The following is a 16943-nucleotide window of genomic DNA, read 5'->3' on the forward strand; positions in this document are numbered from 1 at the left end:
TCGGCTTGGTTGTTTTCGCCAGACCGGTGACTACGTAACCCGGATGACGGAACTGCCGACCGAAAGGATTGCCCTTTGACCGATCTGACCCCGCGCGAGATTGTCTCGGAACTGGACCGTTTTATCATCGGTCAGAAAGATGCCAAGCGCGCGGTCGCCGTGGCCCTGCGCAACCGTTGGCGGCGAAAGCAATTGCCCGACGACATCCGGGATGAGGTTTATCCCAAAAACATCCTGATGATCGGCCCCACCGGCGTCGGCAAAACCGAGATCAGCCGCCGTCTGGCAAAACTGGCCCGCGCACCTTTTATCAAGGTCGAGGCCACCAAGTTCACCGAAGTTGGCTATGTTGGTCGTGACGTTGAGCAGATCGTGCGCGATCTGGCGGATGCGGCGATCCTGCAGACCCGCGAATACATGCGCGAAGACGTGAAGACCAAGGCCCATCAGGCCGCCGAAGATCGCGTGATCGCCGCCATCGCCGGCGAGGATGCCCGCGAAGGCACCCGTGAGATGTTCCGCAAAAAGCTGAAAGCCGGAGAACTAGATGACACCGTCATCGAACTGGAATTGTCCGATAGCTCCAACCCGATGCCGATGTTCGACATTCCCGGCCAACCCGGCAGCCAGATGGGCATGATGAATCTGGGCGATATCTTTGGCAAAGCCTTGGGCGGGCGCACCGTCAAACGCAAAATGACCGTCGCCGAAAGCTATGACGCGCTGATCGGGGAAGAGGCTGACAAGCTGCTGGATGATGAAACCGTGACACGCGCCGCGCTGGAATCGGTCGAACAGAACGGCATCGTGTTTCTGGATGAGATCGACAAGGTCTGCGCCCGTTCTGATGCGCGCGGCGGCGATGTCAGCCGCGAGGGCGTGCAACGTGACCTGCTGCCCCTGATCGAAGGCACCACCGTGTCGACCAAGCACGGGCCGGTCAAAACCGACCATATCCTGTTCATCGCCAGCGGTGCATTCCACATCGCCAAGCCGTCGGACCTGCTGCCGGAACTGCAAGGTCGGTTGCCGATCCGAGTGGAACTGCGTGCCTTGACCGAAGAGGATTTCGTCCGCATCCTGACCGAAACTGACAATGCGCTGACGCTGCAATATACCGCGCTGATGGGCACCGAAGACGTCACGGTCAGCTTTAGCGAAGATGGCATTGCAGCACTGGCGCGCATTGCAGCCGACGTGAATCAGAGCGTCGAGAATATCGGGGCGCGGCGGCTCTACACGGTGATGGAACGCGTCTTTGAGGAGCTTTCCTTTGCCGCCCCCGACAAGGCAGGAACCGAGATCACGGTGGATGCGCAGTTTGTCAGCGACAATCTGGGTGAGCTGACAAAATCCGCCGACCTGAGCCGTTACGTTTTGTAACAACACCGGCTGGTTATTGCTGCAAAGATGAATCTGGCCCGCCCGGTATCTCTGGACGCGGGGCCAGAATTCGATAGCGTGGTCGCAAAGCATTTCGAGGGTCCGCTGTGCCGCGCTATTTAGTAATATTTCTGGCCGCACTCACACTCAGCGCCTGTGTCGACAGGTCTGTTTCTGTCACCTTGCCCTCTGCGCTTGAGGTTGGAACACCCGAGACGGTCTTTGCCACAACAACACGCGCCCGCGAGGCAAACGGAACCTATGGGTATAGGCGCGCGGACGGGTTGAGCTTTCTGGAAATGACCGTATCGATTCCGCCCAGCCACACACCCGGCACGCTGGACTTTTCTTATGCGGACCCCGACCCCGACAAGCAATTTGTACTGGCCGGCGTTTCAGAGCTGTCTGGGCCAAAGGATCTGAAAACAAGGTTGCAGGGTGCAAAGGAGGTCTCGATCTTTGTGCATGGGTACAACTCGACCCATACAGAGACGGCTTTCCGTGCCGCGCAGCTGTCGCACGATATTGGAATTCCCGGATCCATCCTGATCTATTCCTGGCCCAGCCGCGCCACCGGATTTGGCTATGCCTATGATCTGGACAGCATGTTGTTTGCCCGCGACGGCCTGGAAAGAACCGTCACGGAACTCAAATCCATGGGCGTGAAACATGTCAATCTGATCGCCCATTCCATGGGCAGCGCACTGTCCATGGAGATGATGCGCCAGGCAGAGTTGCGGGAACCGGGCTGGGCAAAACGCAATCTTGAAGGGGTTATTCTGATTTCACCAGATCTGGATGTGGATCTGTTCCGTTCGCAGATGAACAGCATCAAGACCCCGCCCGATCCATTTGTGGTTATGGTGTCGCAAAAGGACAAAGTCCTCAACATCTCTGCCCGCCTGCGCGGAACAGCCGAGGGTGAAAGGCTGGGCAATATCAGTTCAATCGACGCGCTTGCCGAATACCCGATCAATGTCATTGATACCACGGCCTTCAACAGCGATGCCGGTTCATCTCATTTCGTGGCTGCCACATCGCCCGCGCTGTTGTCCATTCTCAGCTCGGTTCGGCGCGTCAGCAACACATTCGGGCCGGACCGACCTGGCATTGATGTGCTGGTACCCCCCAATGAGCGCAACGATGCAGGCGCAACCGAGATTGTCCTGTCCGAGACCGGCGAAACCGAAGTGGTCACTCCGTGACGCAGTTCAATCTGCGGCGCTATCTGCACGAAAACGCAACATGGCTTGGCGCCGGGATTCTACTGACCTTTCTGTCCAGCTTTGGCCAGACCTTCTTCATCTCGATCTTCGCCGGAGAGATTCGCGCAGAATTCGGACTTAGCCACGGAGGCTGGGGTGGCCTGTATTCACTGGGAACAACCGTTGCGGCCGCCGTGATGATCTGGGCGGGCGGTATGACCGATATTTTCCGCGTCCGCGTTTTGGGGCCGGTTGTGCTGGTTGGACTGGCGCTTGCCGCGCTTGCGATGACATTCAATACATGGCTGATCCTGCTGCCGGTTGTGATCTTTCTGTTGCGCCTGTTTGGTCAGGGTATGTGCAGTCACATCGCATTGGTGGCCATGGCCCGGTGGTTTACCACCACACGGGGCAGGGCGCTGTCCATTGCAACGGTTGGATACGCGCTGGGCGAGGCGATTCTGCCGCTGGTCTTTGTCGCTGCGATGGCTTTTGTTGACTGGCGTTTGCTCTGGGTGATAGCGGCAGGGATTGCCGCACTGGGTATTCCGGTTCTAATCCGTATGTTGCGCCACGAACGGACGCCGCAAAGCCTGTCGGATGCCTATTCTGCTACGGGCATGCAAGAACGCCACTGGACGCGGCGCGACGCGGTGTTTCATCCCCTTTTCTGGCTGATGACGCCTGCTTTGTTGGGCCCATCCGCCTTTATCACTGCGTTTTTCTTTCACCAGGTTCACCTGGCACAGGTAAAAGGCTGGCAACATATCGAACTTGTAGCCTTGTTCCCGGTCTTTACCGCAATATCCATGCTGTCGATGTTTGCATCTGGCTGGGCGCTCGATAGATGGGGCACAGCAAAAATGATGCCGTTTTATCAACTGCCAATGGCCGTGGGTTTCGCAGTGATTGCGGCCACAACGTCCATCGGCGGCGCATTGGCCGGGATGGCGTTTCTGGCACTGACCGTGGGCGCAAACAACACATTGCCCAGCGCCTTTTGGGCCGAATTCTATGGCACCCGGCACATCGGAGCCATCAAGGCGATGGCAGCAGCAGTCATGGTTCTGGGATCGGCGATTGGACCGGGCCTTACGGGTATCCTGATTGACTACGGCATGCCGCTCAGCACCCAGTTCTTATGGATTGCCGCTTTCTTTTTGGTGGCGAGCGCCATGGCATGGGCCGGTATCCGCGATGCTCTGGACAGGGCCTAACGGGATCGGCGCAGATAGACGTAATAGGCGCCGTCGCCGCCATGACTGATGTGGGCGGGCGCTACCTGCATTACAGCCTGCGCCAGTGGCGGGATCGACAGCCAGTGCGGCACCTGATTGCGCAATACACCACGCGGGGTTGGAATTGGCCCTGGCTCGTCACGATCCTTGCCCTTGCCGGTGATGACAAGAACCAGCCGCTTCCCCGAGGCCTGCGCCGTCAGGATGAACCGAACCAGCGCCGAATGCGCAGTCTCGACACGCATACCATGCAGATCGATACGACCTTCGGGCTTAAGTTTGCCGCGTTTCATTCGCCCGAACGCCTTGGTATCCATCTGAACGGGAGTGCCGCGCAGCTGTTCAGCAACCGATGGCTTCAACAGGTTTCGCGAGGATTTGGTTGGCACCTTCTGACCCAGCTCGAACGTATCAATCCGCGCTTTCGGGGTCTTGTTCGGCTTGGGTTTGGGCAAAGTGACCGGGTGAACGGATTGCGGAATTTCAGGGTGCAACCGCTCTGCCTGCCGCGCAACCTTGCGCCACAGGTCGACTTCTTCCGCCGTCAGCTTGCGCCGGGTCATCAGAACTCATCCGGCAGCAGGGCATAGGCCCGCTGAATCGGCAGCAAGACAACCATGCGTCCGGGGTCCTTCAACCGTCCGGCCGCCTGACCTGCCGCATCACCAGTGCCGAAGAAAATATCAGCCCGCTGCGCACCCTTGATGGCCGATCCGGTATCCTGCGCAATCATCAGACGCCGTATTGGATCTTTCCCGTCCTTCTCAACCCAGACCGGAGAACCCAGCGGCGTATAGGCTGGATCAGCCGCAATGCTGCGCATCGTCGTAACCGACCGGTTCATTGCCCCCAGTGGGCCACGTTCCGGGGCCACCCGCGAGACTTCGCGAAAGAACACGTAGGACGGGTTGTGAAACAGCAGCTCAACACCGGCCTCAGGGTTCTTGCGCACCCAGGCCCGGATCATCTGGGCGCTGACCTCATGCGCGCCCAGCGCACCGCGTCGCACCAGTTCCGACCCGACTGAACGATAGGGATGACCGTTGGCGCCGCCATATCCAACCCGCAGCGCCGATCCATCCGGCAGGCGAATGCGGCCCGAGCCCTGTATCTGCAGAAAAAACAGCTCGACCGGATCATCAACCCATGCGATCTCAAGCCCGCGCCCCTGCATGGCCTCTCCGGTCAGCAACTCACGCCGGCTGAGCCATTGCCCTGCCTCGCGCGCCTCGGGTGGCATTTTATACACTGGATAGCGATAAGGACCGGTCTGCGTACGCGAGCCATCCAGCTCGGGCTCGAAATAGCCGGTGAACAGGGCATCTTTGCCGTCTTCGACAAGGATTGGGCGAAAAAACAGTTCAAAAAAAGCGCGCGCGGCCTCAGCCTCATAGGTTTGGGCCACCGCACACAACGCCTGCCAATCGGGATCTTTCAGATCGCCGCAGGTGTTCAGAAACACGGTCAAGGCTGCGCCGTGGTCGTCCTCAGCCCAGCCATCCAGATCGTCAAATGACAGGATAGAGCGCGTTGCCTCGGCTCCGGCAGCACCTGCGGTGGTCACAAAGACCACCAGAAACAGCGACCGGAGCGCGGCAATCATGCGTCCGTGGCAACAAGCAGCCAGTTCGGATCATCCGTGCCCATAACGCGGGCAAAGGTCCAGCTGTCCTTTTGGCGTTTGACGGTATTTGGATTGCCTTCAATGATGTCACCGCCACGATCCCGCACGACCGATGTCAGTTCACCCACAAAGCGCATGGTAATCTCGGCTTCGTTCGTGTCCTTGTCAAATTTCGCATCCGCCAGCGCCGTCTCTCGCACACCGATGAATTCGGCCTCGATGGTCAGGCCCTGATCTTCGCGGGCAGCAACGACAGACACAAAGGTTTCAAACACCTCTTCGGACAGAAACGGCTGAATCTCATCCAGATTGCCCTTTTCGAACCCCATCACGATCATCTCATACGCACCGCGTGCGCCCTGAACGAATTCGCTGACCGAAAAGCTAGGCTCGATCCGTTTCATCGCCGCAAGGGTTTGTGCCTGCTCGCTATCCTCAGCAACATGATCGGTGATATCGTGATCCGGGCCACCTTCGATCACCTCGAAATCGCGGCGCGACTTGTTGGCCTCGGGCTGTTGCGGAACCGGCGGTTTTTCAAAACCCTCACGCGTTCCCAGCACGCTTTTCAGGCGCAGGATCAGAAAAATGGCAATGCCAGCCAGCACAAGAAGCTGGATCAGGGGTGAATTCATTTCGTCCTCTTTTCAGAACCGAGACTTTGTCTATACGGCCTCATGCCACTATGTAGGTGACACCGGGGGGCAAGTCCACCGTCCGGCACACCGTAAAGGATAACGCAAATGTATCTGTTCTTGGCATTTTTGTTGGTACCGATCATCGAGATCGCCCTGTTCATTCAGGTTGGCGGTCTGATCGGGCTGTGGCCGACGCTTGCGATTGTGGTCCTGACGGCCTTTCTGGGCACTGTTTTGGTGCGGACACAAGGTCGCATGGCTTTGGGACAGCTGCAGAAATCCTTTGCTCAACTGGACGACCCAACTGAACCGCTGGCCCATGGTGCGATGATCCTGCTGTCAGGTGCCTTACTGCTGACACCTGGTTTTTTTACCGATGCCGTTGGTTTCGCGCTGTTAATTCCCGCCGTCCGGGTCGTCGTGTTTCGGTATCTGAAATCCAAGGTGACCGTGTCGCATTTCCAAATGGGGCCGGGCGCGCAGTTCCGAAACGGCCCCGCATCCTTTGATCAGGATGATGTGATCGACGGCGAATACTCGGAAGTTCAGCCCCGGCGCGACCCGTCAAAGCCATCGAAATGGGTGGAAGGCCCGTACCAGCATTGAGGTGCCGCGCCCAAGTTGCTAAGCAGTGGCGAATTTTATTTTCGGAGTAGATCCATGGCTGAAGAAAACGCCACAGAAAACACAGCGGCAGAAGCCGCCCCGCAAGCCGCCCCTCAAATTCAGATGCGTGTGCTGGGACAGTTCGTCCGGGACATGTCCTTTGAAAATGTGATGGCACAAAAAGGTGTGTCCGGCGATGTGCAGCCCGAGATTTCGGTTCAGGTGAACCTGGATGCCAAGAAGCGCCCGACAGATCACCAATTTGAAATTTCGATCAAACTGAACCTGAAATCCAAGGCCAAGGGCATGGAAGACATCCTCTTCCTGTTCGAAATCGACTATTGCGGCCTGTTCCATGTCGAAGGCGTGCCCGAAGATCAGATGCATCCCTTCCTAATGATCGAATGCCCTCGGATGCTGTTCCCGTTCCTGCGCCGTATCGTCAGCGATGTCACCCGCGATGGCGGCTATCCGCCAGTCAATCTGGACAATATCGACTTTGTTGCGCTGTACCGGAACGAACTGATGCGTCGTCAGGCCGAACAGGCGCAAAAGACCGAAGCCTGAGTATTCGACCCGCGCCGGGCAGGTCTCAGGCGCGGGTCCACAGGGCGTTGCCGCCCAGCTTTTCCACAAATTCCTGATGGGCAGCCTGTTCCTGTTCAGTGATCCGGCTGGGCAAGGCCGTGGCACGCGGTGACGGACGCCAGTCATCCGCAGCACCGGATGTGCCAGATGCATTTGTGGACAGACCAAAATCCGGCTGTCTGCCTCCGATCAGCTCCAGATACACCTCGGCCAGAATCTCGGAATCGAGCAAGGCCCCGTGCAGCACGCGGTTCGAGTTATCTATGCCAAACCGGCGACACAGCGCATCCAACGAGGCCGGAGAGCCCGGGAACCGCTTGCGCGCAATGGCAAGCGTATCGATGGCCTGATCCATCGGGATCAGCGGAACCCCCATCCAGCCCAGTTCCGCATTAAGAAACTTCATATCGAACGAGGCATTGTGGATGACCAGTTTCGCGTCACCAACAAAGTCACGAAATCCCTGACCGACCTTGGCAAAGACCGGTTTGTCCTTCAGCGTGACCTCTCCGTTTTCGGCGGGACGCGGGGTGTCCAACAGGTCAGGGCCAATACCATGCACGCCAAAAGCCTCTTCGGGCATCGAGCGTTCGGGGTTGATATAGACGTGATAGGTCTCGCCCGTGGCCACGTGGTTCCACAGCTCGACCGCGCCGATTTCAACAATCCTGTCACCGCTTTCCGGGTCAAAGCCTGTCGTCTCGGTATCGAGTACAATTTCACGCATCGTTAAGCCCTGATCTGATTTGCCTCACCACATCCTGCACCTGCGCGCGCGCATGGTCCAGCGTGTCGGTGACAATCACAAAATCCGAGCGCGCGCATTTCTCTTCGTTCGGCATTTGTTTGGCGCGGATCTGCTTGAACTGTGCCTCGGTCATGGTGCCACGTGCCATAACGCGCTGTTGTTGATCTGCAGCAGGGATCGATACGCAAGCGACCGCATCCATCGTGACTTCGGCGCCGGTCTCAAAAAGCAGCGGGATATCGAAGACAACAATGTCTGCCACCGCTGATCGACGGAACGCAGCGCGATCTTCCGCGACCAGCGGATGTACAATATTCTCTATTACTTTCAAAGTACTAGGTTCGTTCGAGATTACCTGTTTCAGGGCATCCCGGCTGACCGCGCCATCTATGATCGCATCCGGAAAGGTGTCTTTCATCGGTCCGACCGCTGCTCCGCCTGTGGCATAAAGCCGATGCACTGCGGCATCCGCATCCCAAAGCGCACAGCCTTCATCCACGAACATCTGTGCCGTTGTGCTTTTACCCATCCCGATCGAACCGGTCAGGCCCAGCGCAAAGCTCATGCCAAAACTGCCGCGCGCGTTTCAGCGTCAACCTCAGGCCGGATGCCAAACCAGCGTTCAAAACCGGGAACCGCCTGATACAACAGCATACCCAACCCATCGACGATAGTGCATCCGACTTGTTCCGCGGTATTCAGTAGTTGGGTTTTCAGCGGTGCATAGACCAGATCCGTTACTACCGTTCCGGGCTGCAGACCGTCCATCGGAACCCGCAATTCGGGCTGGCCCTGCATCCCCAATGAGGTCGTGTTCACCACCAGTTCGGCACTTTCGATAACATTGCCGGCCTGAACCCAATCGACCACCTTAATTCTCTGACCAAACTCCTCTTTCAGATGGTCAGCACGGGTCCGGGTGCGATTGGTCAGCAAAATCTCGGGCACACCGGCATCGGCCAGCGCACATAATACGGCCCGCGCAGCCCCACCTGCGCCAAGAACAACCGCAGGCCCATCTTTTGGGTTCCAGTCGGGTGCCCCGTTGTGCAGGTTTTCCGTGAACCCGTACCCATCAGTGTTGTCCGCGTGAATCGATCCATCGTCGCGAAACACTAATGTATTCGCCGCGCCAATAACCGATGCACGATCTGACACATGATCAGCCAGCCGCAACGCAGCCTCTTTGTGCGGCACGGTCACATTCGCGCCCACAAACCCCGCCTTGGGCAGGGTGCGCAGAACGGTTTCCAAATTCGCCGAGGTCACATCCATAGGGACATAGTGCCCGGCAATGCCATAGGTCTTAAGCCAGTGACCGTGCAGTTTGGGAGATTTCGAATGCGCGATCGGGTGGCCGATGACGCCCGCCAATGGAATGCGCTTGTCTGTCATTGTTCGATCACCCTTTGCAACGCCAGAAAATTGAGCAATTCCAACAAGGGCATACCCAAAACGTTAAAATAGTCGCCGTCAATGGCGCTGAACAGGCGGACGCCTTCTTCCTCAAGCTTATACGCACCCACGGCATGACGAATACCGTCCCAGTTTCGCGCAACGTAGGATTCCAGATACGCATCCGAACTGACGCGCATCCGCAAGCGCACCTGACCAACATGACGCCAGAGCGGCTCGCCATCCTGATAAATCACCGCAGCTGACAGCAACATATGCCGCTTGCCCCGCATGGCTTTGAGCTGAGCAAACGCCTGCTCGGGCGTCTCGGGCTTTGACAAGGGCTGACCGTCAAAATCCAGCACCTGATCACATCCCAAAACCATCGCGCCCGGCATCTTGTCACTGACCTTGCGCGCCTTAAGCTCGGCCAGGGTATCGGCAATATCGCGGGGGGAGGCCCCGTCCGCCAACAACGCGCGCTTGGCTGTGTCCTCGTCAACGCGCGCCACCTGAACCGTAAAAGGCACGCCGGCCCGTTCCAGCATTTCGGCGCGGATCGATGAACCAGAGGCAAGAATAAAGGGGACAGACATGTGGAAAACCCCGTGGGAAACTGTTTGAGCGTTCTCGGACGGTTTGTATGGTTTTCCGGTTGACACGCAACCCCGGTATTTTTGCGTGAAACATCCGCGAGTCGTTCGAGGACTGTCCAATCGGTAGAAGGATAACTTTGCTGCACTGGATAACCATGAATTCCCGATTTATTCAGCGGGATATCCACAGTTCCTAAAATTCCTAAGGTTATTATCTATCTGTAAAATAATAATATTTCCCGATATCAACACAGGTGACAGATCGGACATCTTGTTCTGTCCACCTGGGGAAAACCGATGAGTAAAAAAGTAATCCACGGATTTTGCTAACCCTACAAAACCATCTTCCTTTTTCTTTTCTTATTTTTTTATTAGGGAGAGTTCCGAACAACCTTCGGAGCCGAGATGACCGATCTTCTTTTCACGCTGTACCCGTGGGTGAAGTCTCTGCACATCATGGCCGTCATCTCGTGGATGGCGGGGCTGTTCTATCTGCCCAGACTGTTTGTCTATCATGTTGAACAAGCGCAGTCTGTCGAGGGAGCGCCCGGAATTTTCTTAGAAATGGAAGACAAACTGCTGCGTGTCATCATGCGTCCTGCAATGATTGTAACATGGGTTTGTGGGCTGATCATGGTCTTTATTCCCGGCGTTGTCGGATGGGACTGGGCCTGGCCCTGGGTCAAGGGCGCGGCCGTATTGGGTATGACATGGTTTCATCACTGGCTGCTCGCTCGGCGTAAAGACTTCGCAGCGGGGCGAAATAAGCTCACTGGGCGCCAGTTTCGCATGATGAATGAGGTCCCCACCGTTTTGATGGTTTTCATCGTTCTGGCGGTCGTTCTGAAGTTCTAGGTACTTTGTGTTTTCTGAACACTTACGAGGTGCTTTGACAGCCTGTTTGACTCTTCATCAGTAAGCGCATATTTGTCCCTCAACACGCCCGTCCGGGCGACGTATCTTCCGTATTGAAATTTCACCCGTGCCGCACGCTATGCGGACAAGGTTTGTATCATCATGACAACTGAATCCCTGAATCTGGCCGATCTGAAGGCCAAAAGCCCCAAAGACCTTCTGGCGATGGCCGAAGAGCTGGAGATCGAAAACGCCTCGACCATGCGCAAGGGCGAAATGATGTTCCAAATCCTGCGCGAACGCGCGGATGAGGGTTGGACTATCGGTGGTGATGGCGTGCTGGAGGTGCTGCAGGACGGGTTCGGCTTCCTGCGCTCGCCCGAGGCGAACTATTTGCCGGGTCCGGATGACATCTATGTCTCGCCCGACATGATCCGCAAACATTCGCTGCGCACTGGGGACACGGTTGAGGGTGAGATCAAAGCACCTGACGAAAACGAGCGCTATTTTGCTCTGACAAATGTCACCAAAATCAACTTTGAGGATCCGGATAAGGCCAAGCACAAGATCCTTTTTGACAACCTGACGCCGCTTTATCCGGATGAGCGCCTGAAAATGGAGATCGAGGATCCGACTATCAAGGATAAATCGGCTCGTGTGATCGATCTGGTAGCCCCCATCGGTAAGGGACAGCGTTCACTTATCGTAGCTCCGCCACGGACCGGTAAGACGGTCATTTTGCAGAACATCGCGCACTCGATCGAACAGAACCATCCAGAGTGTTATCTGATTGTCCTTCTGATTGACGAACGTCCGGAAGAGGTGACCGACATGCAACGCTCGGTGAAGGGCGAAGTTGTGTCTTCGACTTTTGACGAACCCGCCACCCGCCACGTGGCTGTGTCCGAGATGGTGATCGAAAAAGCCAAGCGTCTGGTCGAGCATAAACGAGATGTTGTTATTCTCCTCGATTCGATCACAAGACTTGGTAGGGCTTTTAACACCGTGGTGCCATCTTCGGGTAAAGTTCTGACCGGTGGTGTGGACGCAAACGCGTTGCAGCGGCCCAAGCGGTTCTTCGGGGCTGCGCGGAATATCGAAGAGGGCGGTTCGCTGACCATCATCGCCACCGCTCTGATCGACACCGGTAGCCGTATGGATGAGGTCATCTTTGAAGAATTCAAAGGCACCGGTAACTCTGAAATTGTTCTGGATCGCAAGATTGCAGACAAGCGTGTGTTCCCGGCGATTGACATCCTAAAATCCGGCACCCGGAAAGAGGATCTTCTGGTCGACAAGGGTGATCTCGCCAAGACCTTCGTACTGCGCCGCATCCTCAACCCGATGGGGACCACCGACGCAATCGAGTTCCTGCTGTCCAAGTTGAAACAGACGAAGACAAATGGCGAGTTCTTCGATTCGATGAACACCTGACACAGGTCTTAACGCACGCGAGGCCTTCGAATGGATACGATATTCGCCTTGGCCAGCGCACAGGGGAAAGCAGGGGTGGCGGTGATCCGCCTCTCTGGTCCGCAGGCGCATGAGGCAGCCGCTGGTCTGACCGATGGGGATCTTCCAGCGCGTGGAATGCGGCTGCGCACGTTGCGCGACAGCACCGGTGCGCGGCTGGATGACGGGCTCGTTCTGACTTTCCAGGCTCCGGCCAGTTTTACCGGTGAAGATGTGGCCGAACTGCAGATTCATGGCAGTACAGCATCGGTCAATGCTGTGCTGCGCTGCCTGTCCGACATGCCCGAACTGCGTCTGGCTGAGCCGGGTGAGTTCACGCGCCGCGCCCTGGAAAACGGTAAAATGGATTTGACGCAGGTCGAAGGTCTGGCTGACCTCATCGACGCTGAAACCGAAGCACAGCGCAAGCAGGCGCAGATTATACTTGCCGGAGACCTGGGCACGCTGGCAGAACGCTGGCGGCGTGATCTGATCCGTGCTGCGTCGCTGCTTGAGGCCGTTATCGACTTTGCCGATGAAGAGGTTCCAACCGATGTATCGCCCGAAGTTCGTGAGTTGATCACAGGCGTGATGGGTGATCTCGAGCGAGAAGCCTGCGGTGTGCAGATCGCTGAACGTATTCGTACCGGATTTGAAGTGGCTATTGTTGGCTTGCCGAATGCGGGAAAGTCGACGCTGCTCAACGCTTTGGCCGGGCGAAAGGCTGCGATCACTTCAGAATATGCGGGTACAACCCGAGATGTCATCGAAGTGCGTATGGATCTCGCCGGGCTCCCGGTGACCCTTCTGGATACAGCCGGTCTGCGCGAGACAGATGATCATGTCGAAGGCCTGGGAATCGCTCTTGCCCGAAAACGCGCAGAAAGCGCCGACCTGCGCGTGTTTCTGACCGACAATGCAGATGGGCTGGGCATTGCAAAACAAGCAGACGATATTCAGGTCCTGCCAAAATCGGATCTGCGCGCCAACTCGGAAAATGGAATATCCGGGAAGACAGGGCAGGGAATCGACCAGTTAATATCCCAGATTTCGTTGGTCTTGAGTAGTAGGACTACTAGCTATGGTATTGCAACGCGCGAACGCCATCGGGTTGCGATGACTAAAGCCATTACGTCTCTCGCTGATGCGTTGAGGTTTCTGGAGTCAGGTCCCGATCTGTATGATATAGCAGCGGAGGAGTTGCGTTTTGCGATCCGAGCCCTTGAATCTCTGGTCGGAAGAATAGATGTCGAGAAGCTTTTGGATGAAATTTTCTCGAGCTTTTGCCTTGGTAAGTAAGGAGTGTTTCACGTGAAACATTCACAATTTGATGTCATCGTAATTGGCGCTGGGCACGCCGGAACCGAAGCAGCCCACGCTGCGGCACGGTTGGGCGCGGAAACGGCGCTGGTAACGCTGTCGGCTCAGGACATTGGCGTGATGTCTTGCAATCCTGCTATTGGGGGTTTGGGTAAAGGTCACCTTGTCCGGGAAATCGACGCGCTTGATGGCGTTATGGGGCGTGTGGCTGATCAGGCGGGCATCCAGTTTCGTCTACTGAATCGCAGAAAGGGGCCCGCAGTTCAGGGCCCCCGCGCGCAGGCAGACCGCGCCTTGTATCGCGCGGCGATGCAGAAAGAGACCTCGGAACGCGAACACTTGTCAGTGATTACCGGAGAAGTTGTCGACTTTCGTATGGATGCGAATCGGGTTGCAGGGGTGATCCTGGCCGATGGATCGGAAATTCCGGGGAAAGCCGTTATACTGACCTCTGGCACCTTTTTGCGGGGTGTTATTCATATCGGCGACGTTTCGCGCCCGGGCGGGCGGATGGGGGATCGTCCTTCGATTAAATTGGCAGAGCGTCTGGACAGCTATTCCCTTCCTATGGCGCGGCTCAAGACAGGCACGCCGCCGCGCCTGGACGGGCGGACAATCGACTGGTCCGATCTTGAAATACAGAATGGCGATGATGCGCCGACATTGTTTTCATTCCTGTCATCCGAGGTGACCGCACCGCAGATCTCTTGTGGAATCACGCATACTAATGCCCGGACACATGAGATTATTGAGCGTAATCTATCCCGGTCGGCCATGTATGGGGGGCATATTGATGGAATCGGCCCCAGATACTGCCCGTCTATCGAAGATAAGATTGTGCGGTTTGCCGAAAAGGACTCGCATCAGATTTTTCTTGAGCCCGAGGGCGTGAACGATAACACGATCTACCCCAACGGGATTTCAACATCTTTGCCGCGGGATGTGCAGGTCGACTATGTTCAATCCATCAAAGGGTTGGAAAAGGCTGAAATTCTGCAACCGGGGTATGCGATTGAATATGACTATATCGACCCTCGGGTGCTGACATCGTCATTGGCCTTACCAGATGTCCCCGGTCTATATCTTGCGGGGCAAATCAACGGAACCACAGGATATGAGGAAGCCGCTGCGCAGGGCCTTGTTGCTGGCCTGAATGCCGCGCTGGCGGTGCAGGGACGGGATCCTGTGCATTTTACCCGCGCAGATAGCTATATCGGTGTGATGATCGATGATCTCACAACGCGCGGCGTGGCTGAACCCTATCGCATGTTTACGTCTCGCGCTGAGTTTCGTCTGTCACTCAGAGCGGACAACGCAGATCAGCGCCTGACCCTGGTTGGTCTTGATCTGGGGTGTGTGGGTGCCCAGCGGCAAGCTGCGTTCAACGCTAAGCAAGAGCAGTTAGAGCAAGTAAAAGCCAGGTTGAGCGATCAGACCTATACTCCAAAAGAAATTCGGGCCGCGGGGATTGAGGTGAACCAGGATGGCAATCGCCGCACCGGCATGGCGATCCTAGCATTTCCTGATGTGCAATTTGACGACTTGCTGCCCTTGATTGATGGCATCGATGATGTGCAGGACAATATCAGGCGCCAAATTGAGCGCGACGCGCTCTATGCGAGCTATATCGCGCGGCAGCAACGGGATGTTGAGGCGATGAAGCGCGATGAATCATATGAAATCCCGCGAGATTTCGACTTTTTTGCGCTTGATGGTCTCTCGAATGAAATGAAGCAAAAGCTGTCACGCGCCAAGCCAGAAAACATTGCCCAAGCGGCGCGGATCGAAGGGGTGACCCCTGCCGCTTTGACCCTTGTTCTGGCAAAACTGCGACGAGATAAGAAAGTATACCGGGTATGACGGCGCTGTACGGCCCAGACTTCGAAACCATAGGTGTTTCACGTGAAACATTCGACCGGCTGTCGTTGTTTGTTGATCTGGTCAGACGCTGGAACCCAAAGATCAATCTCGTTTCGCGCAAAAGCCTTGGAGAGATCTGGACGCGGCATATTCTGGATTCCGTTCAGGTGTTCAACTGTGCTGAGACGTTCGAGCATTGGGCCGATTTGGGCAGCGGTGGAGGGTTCCCCGGTATGGTTTGTGCCATCATGGCGATTGAGGCCGCACCTGACGCCGGGTTCACTTTTGTTGAAAGTGATCAGAGAAAGTCAGCATTCCTGCGAACCGCGTCGCGGGAATGTGGTGCCAATTGTTCGATTATTTCCAGGCGAATCGAGTCGGTCGACCCTTTGAACGCGGATATCCTATCGGCACGCGCCCTTTCTGATTTGACGCAGCTATTATCCTTTTGTGACAGGCATTTATCAAAAAATGGAACTGCGCTGTTTCCGAAAGGTGCCACATGGAAAAAAGAACTGTCTGATGCCTCAGAACAATGGAAATTCAACGCTGAGCCAATTAGAAGTATAACAGAGCCCCAAGCAGTTATCCTGAAGGTTAAAGGAGTCTCACGTGGTTGATCTGTCTCGCCCTGAGGGCCCCCGGATTATCGCGGTAGCCAATCAGAAGGGTGGGGTGGGGAAAACAACAACAACGATCAACCTGGCGGCGGGTCTGGCTGAGGTCGGGTGCAACGTTCTTGTGGTCGACCTTGATCCACAGGGCAATGCGTCGACCGGATTGGGCGTAGAAGACCGCGATTGGACGACCTATGATCTGATTCTGGACGAAGCCCCCTTGCGTGCCGTCGTGCAGGAGACCGAGATCGGCAATCTGCACGTGATCCCCGCGACCGTGGATCTGAGCTCTGCTGATATCGAGCTGATTTCAAACGAAAAACGCAGCTATTTGTTGCATGATGCGCTTCGTCAGACCGCGATAGATGAGTTTGCGTTCGATTTTGTACTGATCGATTGCCCGCCGTCCCTGAATTTGCTGACAGTCAATGCGATGGTTGCCGCGCATTCTGTACTGGTTCCGTTGCAAAGCGAATTTTTTGCTCTGGAGGGTTTGTCGCAACTGATGCTGACCATTCGCGAGGTGCGCCAAACCGCGAACCCGGACCTTCGAATCGAAGGTGTTGTGTTGACGATGTTCGACAACCGCAACAACTTGTCCCGGCAAGTTGAAAAAGACGCGCGTGACAACCTGGGTGAGATGGTATTTAAAACCAAGATACCCAGAAATGTGCGGGTAAGCGAAGCGCCATCATACGCGCTGCCAGTCCTGCAATATGATTCCGGGTCGCTTGGTGCGATGGCCTATCGGCATCTTGCGCGTGAAATTATGTATAAAAACAAGAAAGTAGCTGCCTGAGCAGCTGTCAGGAGGGCTA

The 16943-nt window shown here is 56.2% G+C and carries 18 protein-coding genes; 11 read left to right on the top strand and 7 right to left on the bottom strand.

The window, feature by feature from the left end; genetic code table 11:
* The first annotated feature begins 75 nt into the window (after positions 1-75).
* The 3 genes from hslU (at position 76) to ACR0I7_RS08265 (ending at position 3805) form a co-directional block, all read left to right on the top strand.
* The gene (gene hslU / locus ACR0I7_RS08255; protein WP_480509902.1) at positions 76-1383 is read left to right on the top strand and encodes an ATP-dependent protease ATPase subunit HslU; all 1308 of its coding nucleotides are present in this window, start codon (positions 76-78) and stop codon (positions 1381-1383) included.
* 107 nt (positions 1384-1490) lie between these two features.
* On the top strand, positions 1491-2588 hold the full coding sequence (locus ACR0I7_RS08260; RefSeq protein WP_480509904.1) for an alpha/beta hydrolase: 1098 nt from the start codon (positions 1491-1493) through the stop codon (positions 2586-2588).
* On the top strand, positions 2585-3805 hold the full coding sequence (locus tag ACR0I7_RS08265; RefSeq protein WP_480509906.1) for an MFS transporter: 1221 nt from the start codon (positions 2585-2587) through the stop codon (positions 3803-3805). The genes ACR0I7_RS08260 and ACR0I7_RS08265 overlap by 4 nt, the downstream gene beginning before the upstream one ends.
* On the opposite strand, the gene ACR0I7_RS08270 is transcribed toward ACR0I7_RS08265, so the two are convergent.
* Genes ACR0I7_RS08270 through ACR0I7_RS08280 form a run of 3 tightly spaced genes read right to left on the bottom strand, consistent with a single transcriptional unit; the run spans position 3802 to position 6085 of the window.
* Positions 3802-4389 carry a Smr/MutS family protein gene (locus tag ACR0I7_RS08270; RefSeq protein WP_480509908.1) on the bottom strand — a complete coding sequence of 196 codons (588 nt, stop codon included), beginning with the start codon at positions 4387-4389 and terminating at the stop codon, positions 3802-3804. The two genes, ACR0I7_RS08265 and ACR0I7_RS08270, sit on opposite strands and share 4 nt — an antisense overlap.
* On the bottom strand, positions 4389-5429 hold the full coding sequence (gene mltA, locus ACR0I7_RS08275) for a murein transglycosylase A (RefSeq protein ID WP_480509910.1): 1041 nt from the start codon (positions 5427-5429) through the stop codon (positions 4389-4391). Before mltA ends, ACR0I7_RS08270 begins: the two co-directional genes overlap by 1 nt.
* Positions 5426-6085, bottom strand: coding sequence for a Tim44/TimA family putative adaptor protein (locus ACR0I7_RS08280; RefSeq protein WP_480509912.1), 660 nt, complete (start codon positions 6083-6085; stop codon positions 5426-5428). The genes mltA and ACR0I7_RS08280 overlap by 4 nt, the downstream gene beginning before the upstream one ends.
* A gap of 108 nt (positions 6086-6193) precedes the next feature.
* Here ACR0I7_RS08280 and ACR0I7_RS08285 point away from each other — a divergent pair, with 108 nt between their 5' ends.
* On the top strand, positions 6194-6694 hold the full coding sequence (locus ACR0I7_RS08285) for an FxsA family protein (RefSeq protein WP_480509913.1): 501 nt from the start codon (positions 6194-6196) through the stop codon (positions 6692-6694).
* Positions 6695-6748: 54 nt separating this feature from the next.
* On the top strand, positions 6749-7261 hold the full coding sequence (secB, locus tag ACR0I7_RS08290) for a protein-export chaperone SecB (RefSeq protein WP_480509915.1): 513 nt from the start codon (positions 6749-6751) through the stop codon (positions 7259-7261).
* 25 nt (positions 7262-7286) lie between these two features.
* On the opposite strand, the gene dnaQ is transcribed toward secB, so the two are convergent.
* From dnaQ to ACR0I7_RS08310, 4 genes are read right to left on the bottom strand one after another with little or no spacing between them, the layout of a single operon-like run.
* On the bottom strand, positions 7287-8009 hold the full coding sequence (dnaQ, locus tag ACR0I7_RS08295) for a DNA polymerase III subunit epsilon (protein ID WP_480509917.1): 723 nt from the start codon (positions 8007-8009) through the stop codon (positions 7287-7289).
* A complete protein-coding gene (coaE, locus tag ACR0I7_RS08300; protein WP_480509919.1) occupies positions 8002-8595 on the bottom strand; it encodes a dephospho-CoA kinase in 594 nt (197 codons plus the stop codon). Before coaE ends, dnaQ begins: the two co-directional genes overlap by 8 nt.
* Positions 8592-9425 (bottom strand): shikimate dehydrogenase, encoded by an 834-nt coding sequence (locus ACR0I7_RS08305; RefSeq protein ID WP_480509921.1) that lies wholly within the window; start codon positions 9423-9425, stop codon positions 8592-8594. Before ACR0I7_RS08305 ends, coaE begins: the two co-directional genes overlap by 4 nt.
* Positions 9422-10021 (bottom strand): Maf family protein, encoded by a 600-nt coding sequence (locus ACR0I7_RS08310; RefSeq protein ID WP_480509923.1) that lies wholly within the window; start codon positions 10019-10021, stop codon positions 9422-9424. The genes ACR0I7_RS08305 and ACR0I7_RS08310 overlap by 4 nt, the downstream gene beginning before the upstream one ends.
* A 405-nt stretch (positions 10022-10426) precedes the next feature.
* Here ACR0I7_RS08310 and ACR0I7_RS08315 point away from each other — a divergent pair, with 405 nt between their 5' ends.
* The 6 genes from ACR0I7_RS08315 to ACR0I7_RS08340 all read left to right on the top strand — a co-directional run bounded on the left by ACR0I7_RS08315 (position 10427) and on the right by ACR0I7_RS08340 (position 16924).
* Positions 10427-10876, top strand: coding sequence for a CopD family protein (locus ACR0I7_RS08315; protein ID WP_480509925.1), 450 nt, complete (start codon positions 10427-10429; stop codon positions 10874-10876).
* 162 nt (positions 10877-11038) lie between these two features.
* Entirely contained in the window at positions 11039-12310 is a 1272-nt protein-coding gene (gene rho / locus ACR0I7_RS08320) for a transcription termination factor Rho (protein ID WP_480509927.1), read from the top strand.
* Between the two features lie 30 nt (positions 12311-12340).
* On the top strand, positions 12341-13627 hold the full coding sequence (gene mnmE / locus ACR0I7_RS08325; protein WP_480509929.1) for a tRNA uridine-5-carboxymethylaminomethyl(34) synthesis GTPase MnmE: 1287 nt from the start codon (positions 12341-12343) through the stop codon (positions 13625-13627).
* Positions 13628-13639: 12 nt separating this feature from the next.
* Positions 13640-15508 (top strand): tRNA uridine-5-carboxymethylaminomethyl(34) synthesis enzyme MnmG, encoded by a 1869-nt coding sequence (gene mnmG / locus ACR0I7_RS08330; RefSeq protein ID WP_480509931.1) that lies wholly within the window; start codon positions 13640-13642, stop codon positions 15506-15508.
* Entirely contained in the window at positions 15505-16128 is a 624-nt protein-coding gene (gene rsmG / locus ACR0I7_RS08335) for a 16S rRNA (guanine(527)-N(7))-methyltransferase RsmG (protein WP_480509933.1), read from the top strand. Before mnmG ends, rsmG begins: the two co-directional genes overlap by 4 nt.
* Positions 16121-16924 carry a ParA family protein gene (locus tag ACR0I7_RS08340; protein ID WP_480509935.1) on the top strand — a complete coding sequence of 268 codons (804 nt, stop codon included), beginning with the start codon at positions 16121-16123 and terminating at the stop codon, positions 16922-16924. Before rsmG ends, ACR0I7_RS08340 begins: the two co-directional genes overlap by 8 nt.
* The last annotated feature ends 19 nt before the right edge of the window (positions 16925-16943 follow it).

It is taken from the genome of Ruegeria sp. AM1, from assembly GCF_056540745.1.

Excerpts from the sequence above, each read along its gene's own strand:
- ACR0I7_RS08270 (WP_480509908.1), bottom strand. The coding sequence starts at position 4,389 with ATGACCCGGCGCAAGCTGACGGCGGAAGAAGTCGACCTGTGGCGCAAG.
- mltA (WP_480509910.1), bottom strand. The coding sequence starts at position 5,429 with ATGATTGCCGCGCTCCGGTCGCTGTTTCTGGTGGTCTTTGTGACCACC.
- ACR0I7_RS08280 (WP_480509912.1), bottom strand. The coding sequence starts at position 6,085 with ATGAATTCACCCCTGATCCAGCTTCTTGTGCTGGCTGGCATTGCCATT.
- ACR0I7_RS08285 (WP_480509913.1), top strand. The coding sequence starts at position 6,194 with ATGTATCTGTTCTTGGCATTTTTGTTGGTACCGATCATCGAGATCGCC.
- secB (WP_480509915.1), top strand. The coding sequence starts at position 6,749 with ATGGCTGAAGAAAACGCCACAGAAAACACAGCGGCAGAAGCCGCCCCG.
- dnaQ (WP_480509917.1), bottom strand. The coding sequence starts at position 8,009 with ATGCGTGAAATTGTACTCGATACCGAGACGACAGGCTTTGACCCGGAA.
- coaE (WP_480509919.1), bottom strand. The coding sequence starts at position 8,595 with ATGAGCTTTGCGCTGGGCCTGACCGGTTCGATCGGGATGGGTAAAAGC.
- ACR0I7_RS08305 (WP_480509921.1), bottom strand. The coding sequence starts at position 9,425 with ATGACAGACAAGCGCATTCCATTGGCGGGCGTCATCGGCCACCCGATC.
- ACR0I7_RS08310 (WP_480509923.1), bottom strand. The coding sequence starts at position 10,021 with ATGTCTGTCCCCTTTATTCTTGCCTCTGGTTCATCGATCCGCGCCGAA.
- ACR0I7_RS08315 (WP_480509925.1), top strand. The coding sequence starts at position 10,427 with ATGACCGATCTTCTTTTCACGCTGTACCCGTGGGTGAAGTCTCTGCAC.
- rho (WP_480509927.1), top strand. The coding sequence starts at position 11,039 with ATGACAACTGAATCCCTGAATCTGGCCGATCTGAAGGCCAAAAGCCCC.
- mnmE (WP_480509929.1), top strand. The coding sequence starts at position 12,341 with ATGGATACGATATTCGCCTTGGCCAGCGCACAGGGGAAAGCAGGGGTG.
- rsmG (WP_480509933.1), top strand. The coding sequence starts at position 15,505 with ATGACGGCGCTGTACGGCCCAGACTTCGAAACCATAGGTGTTTCACGT.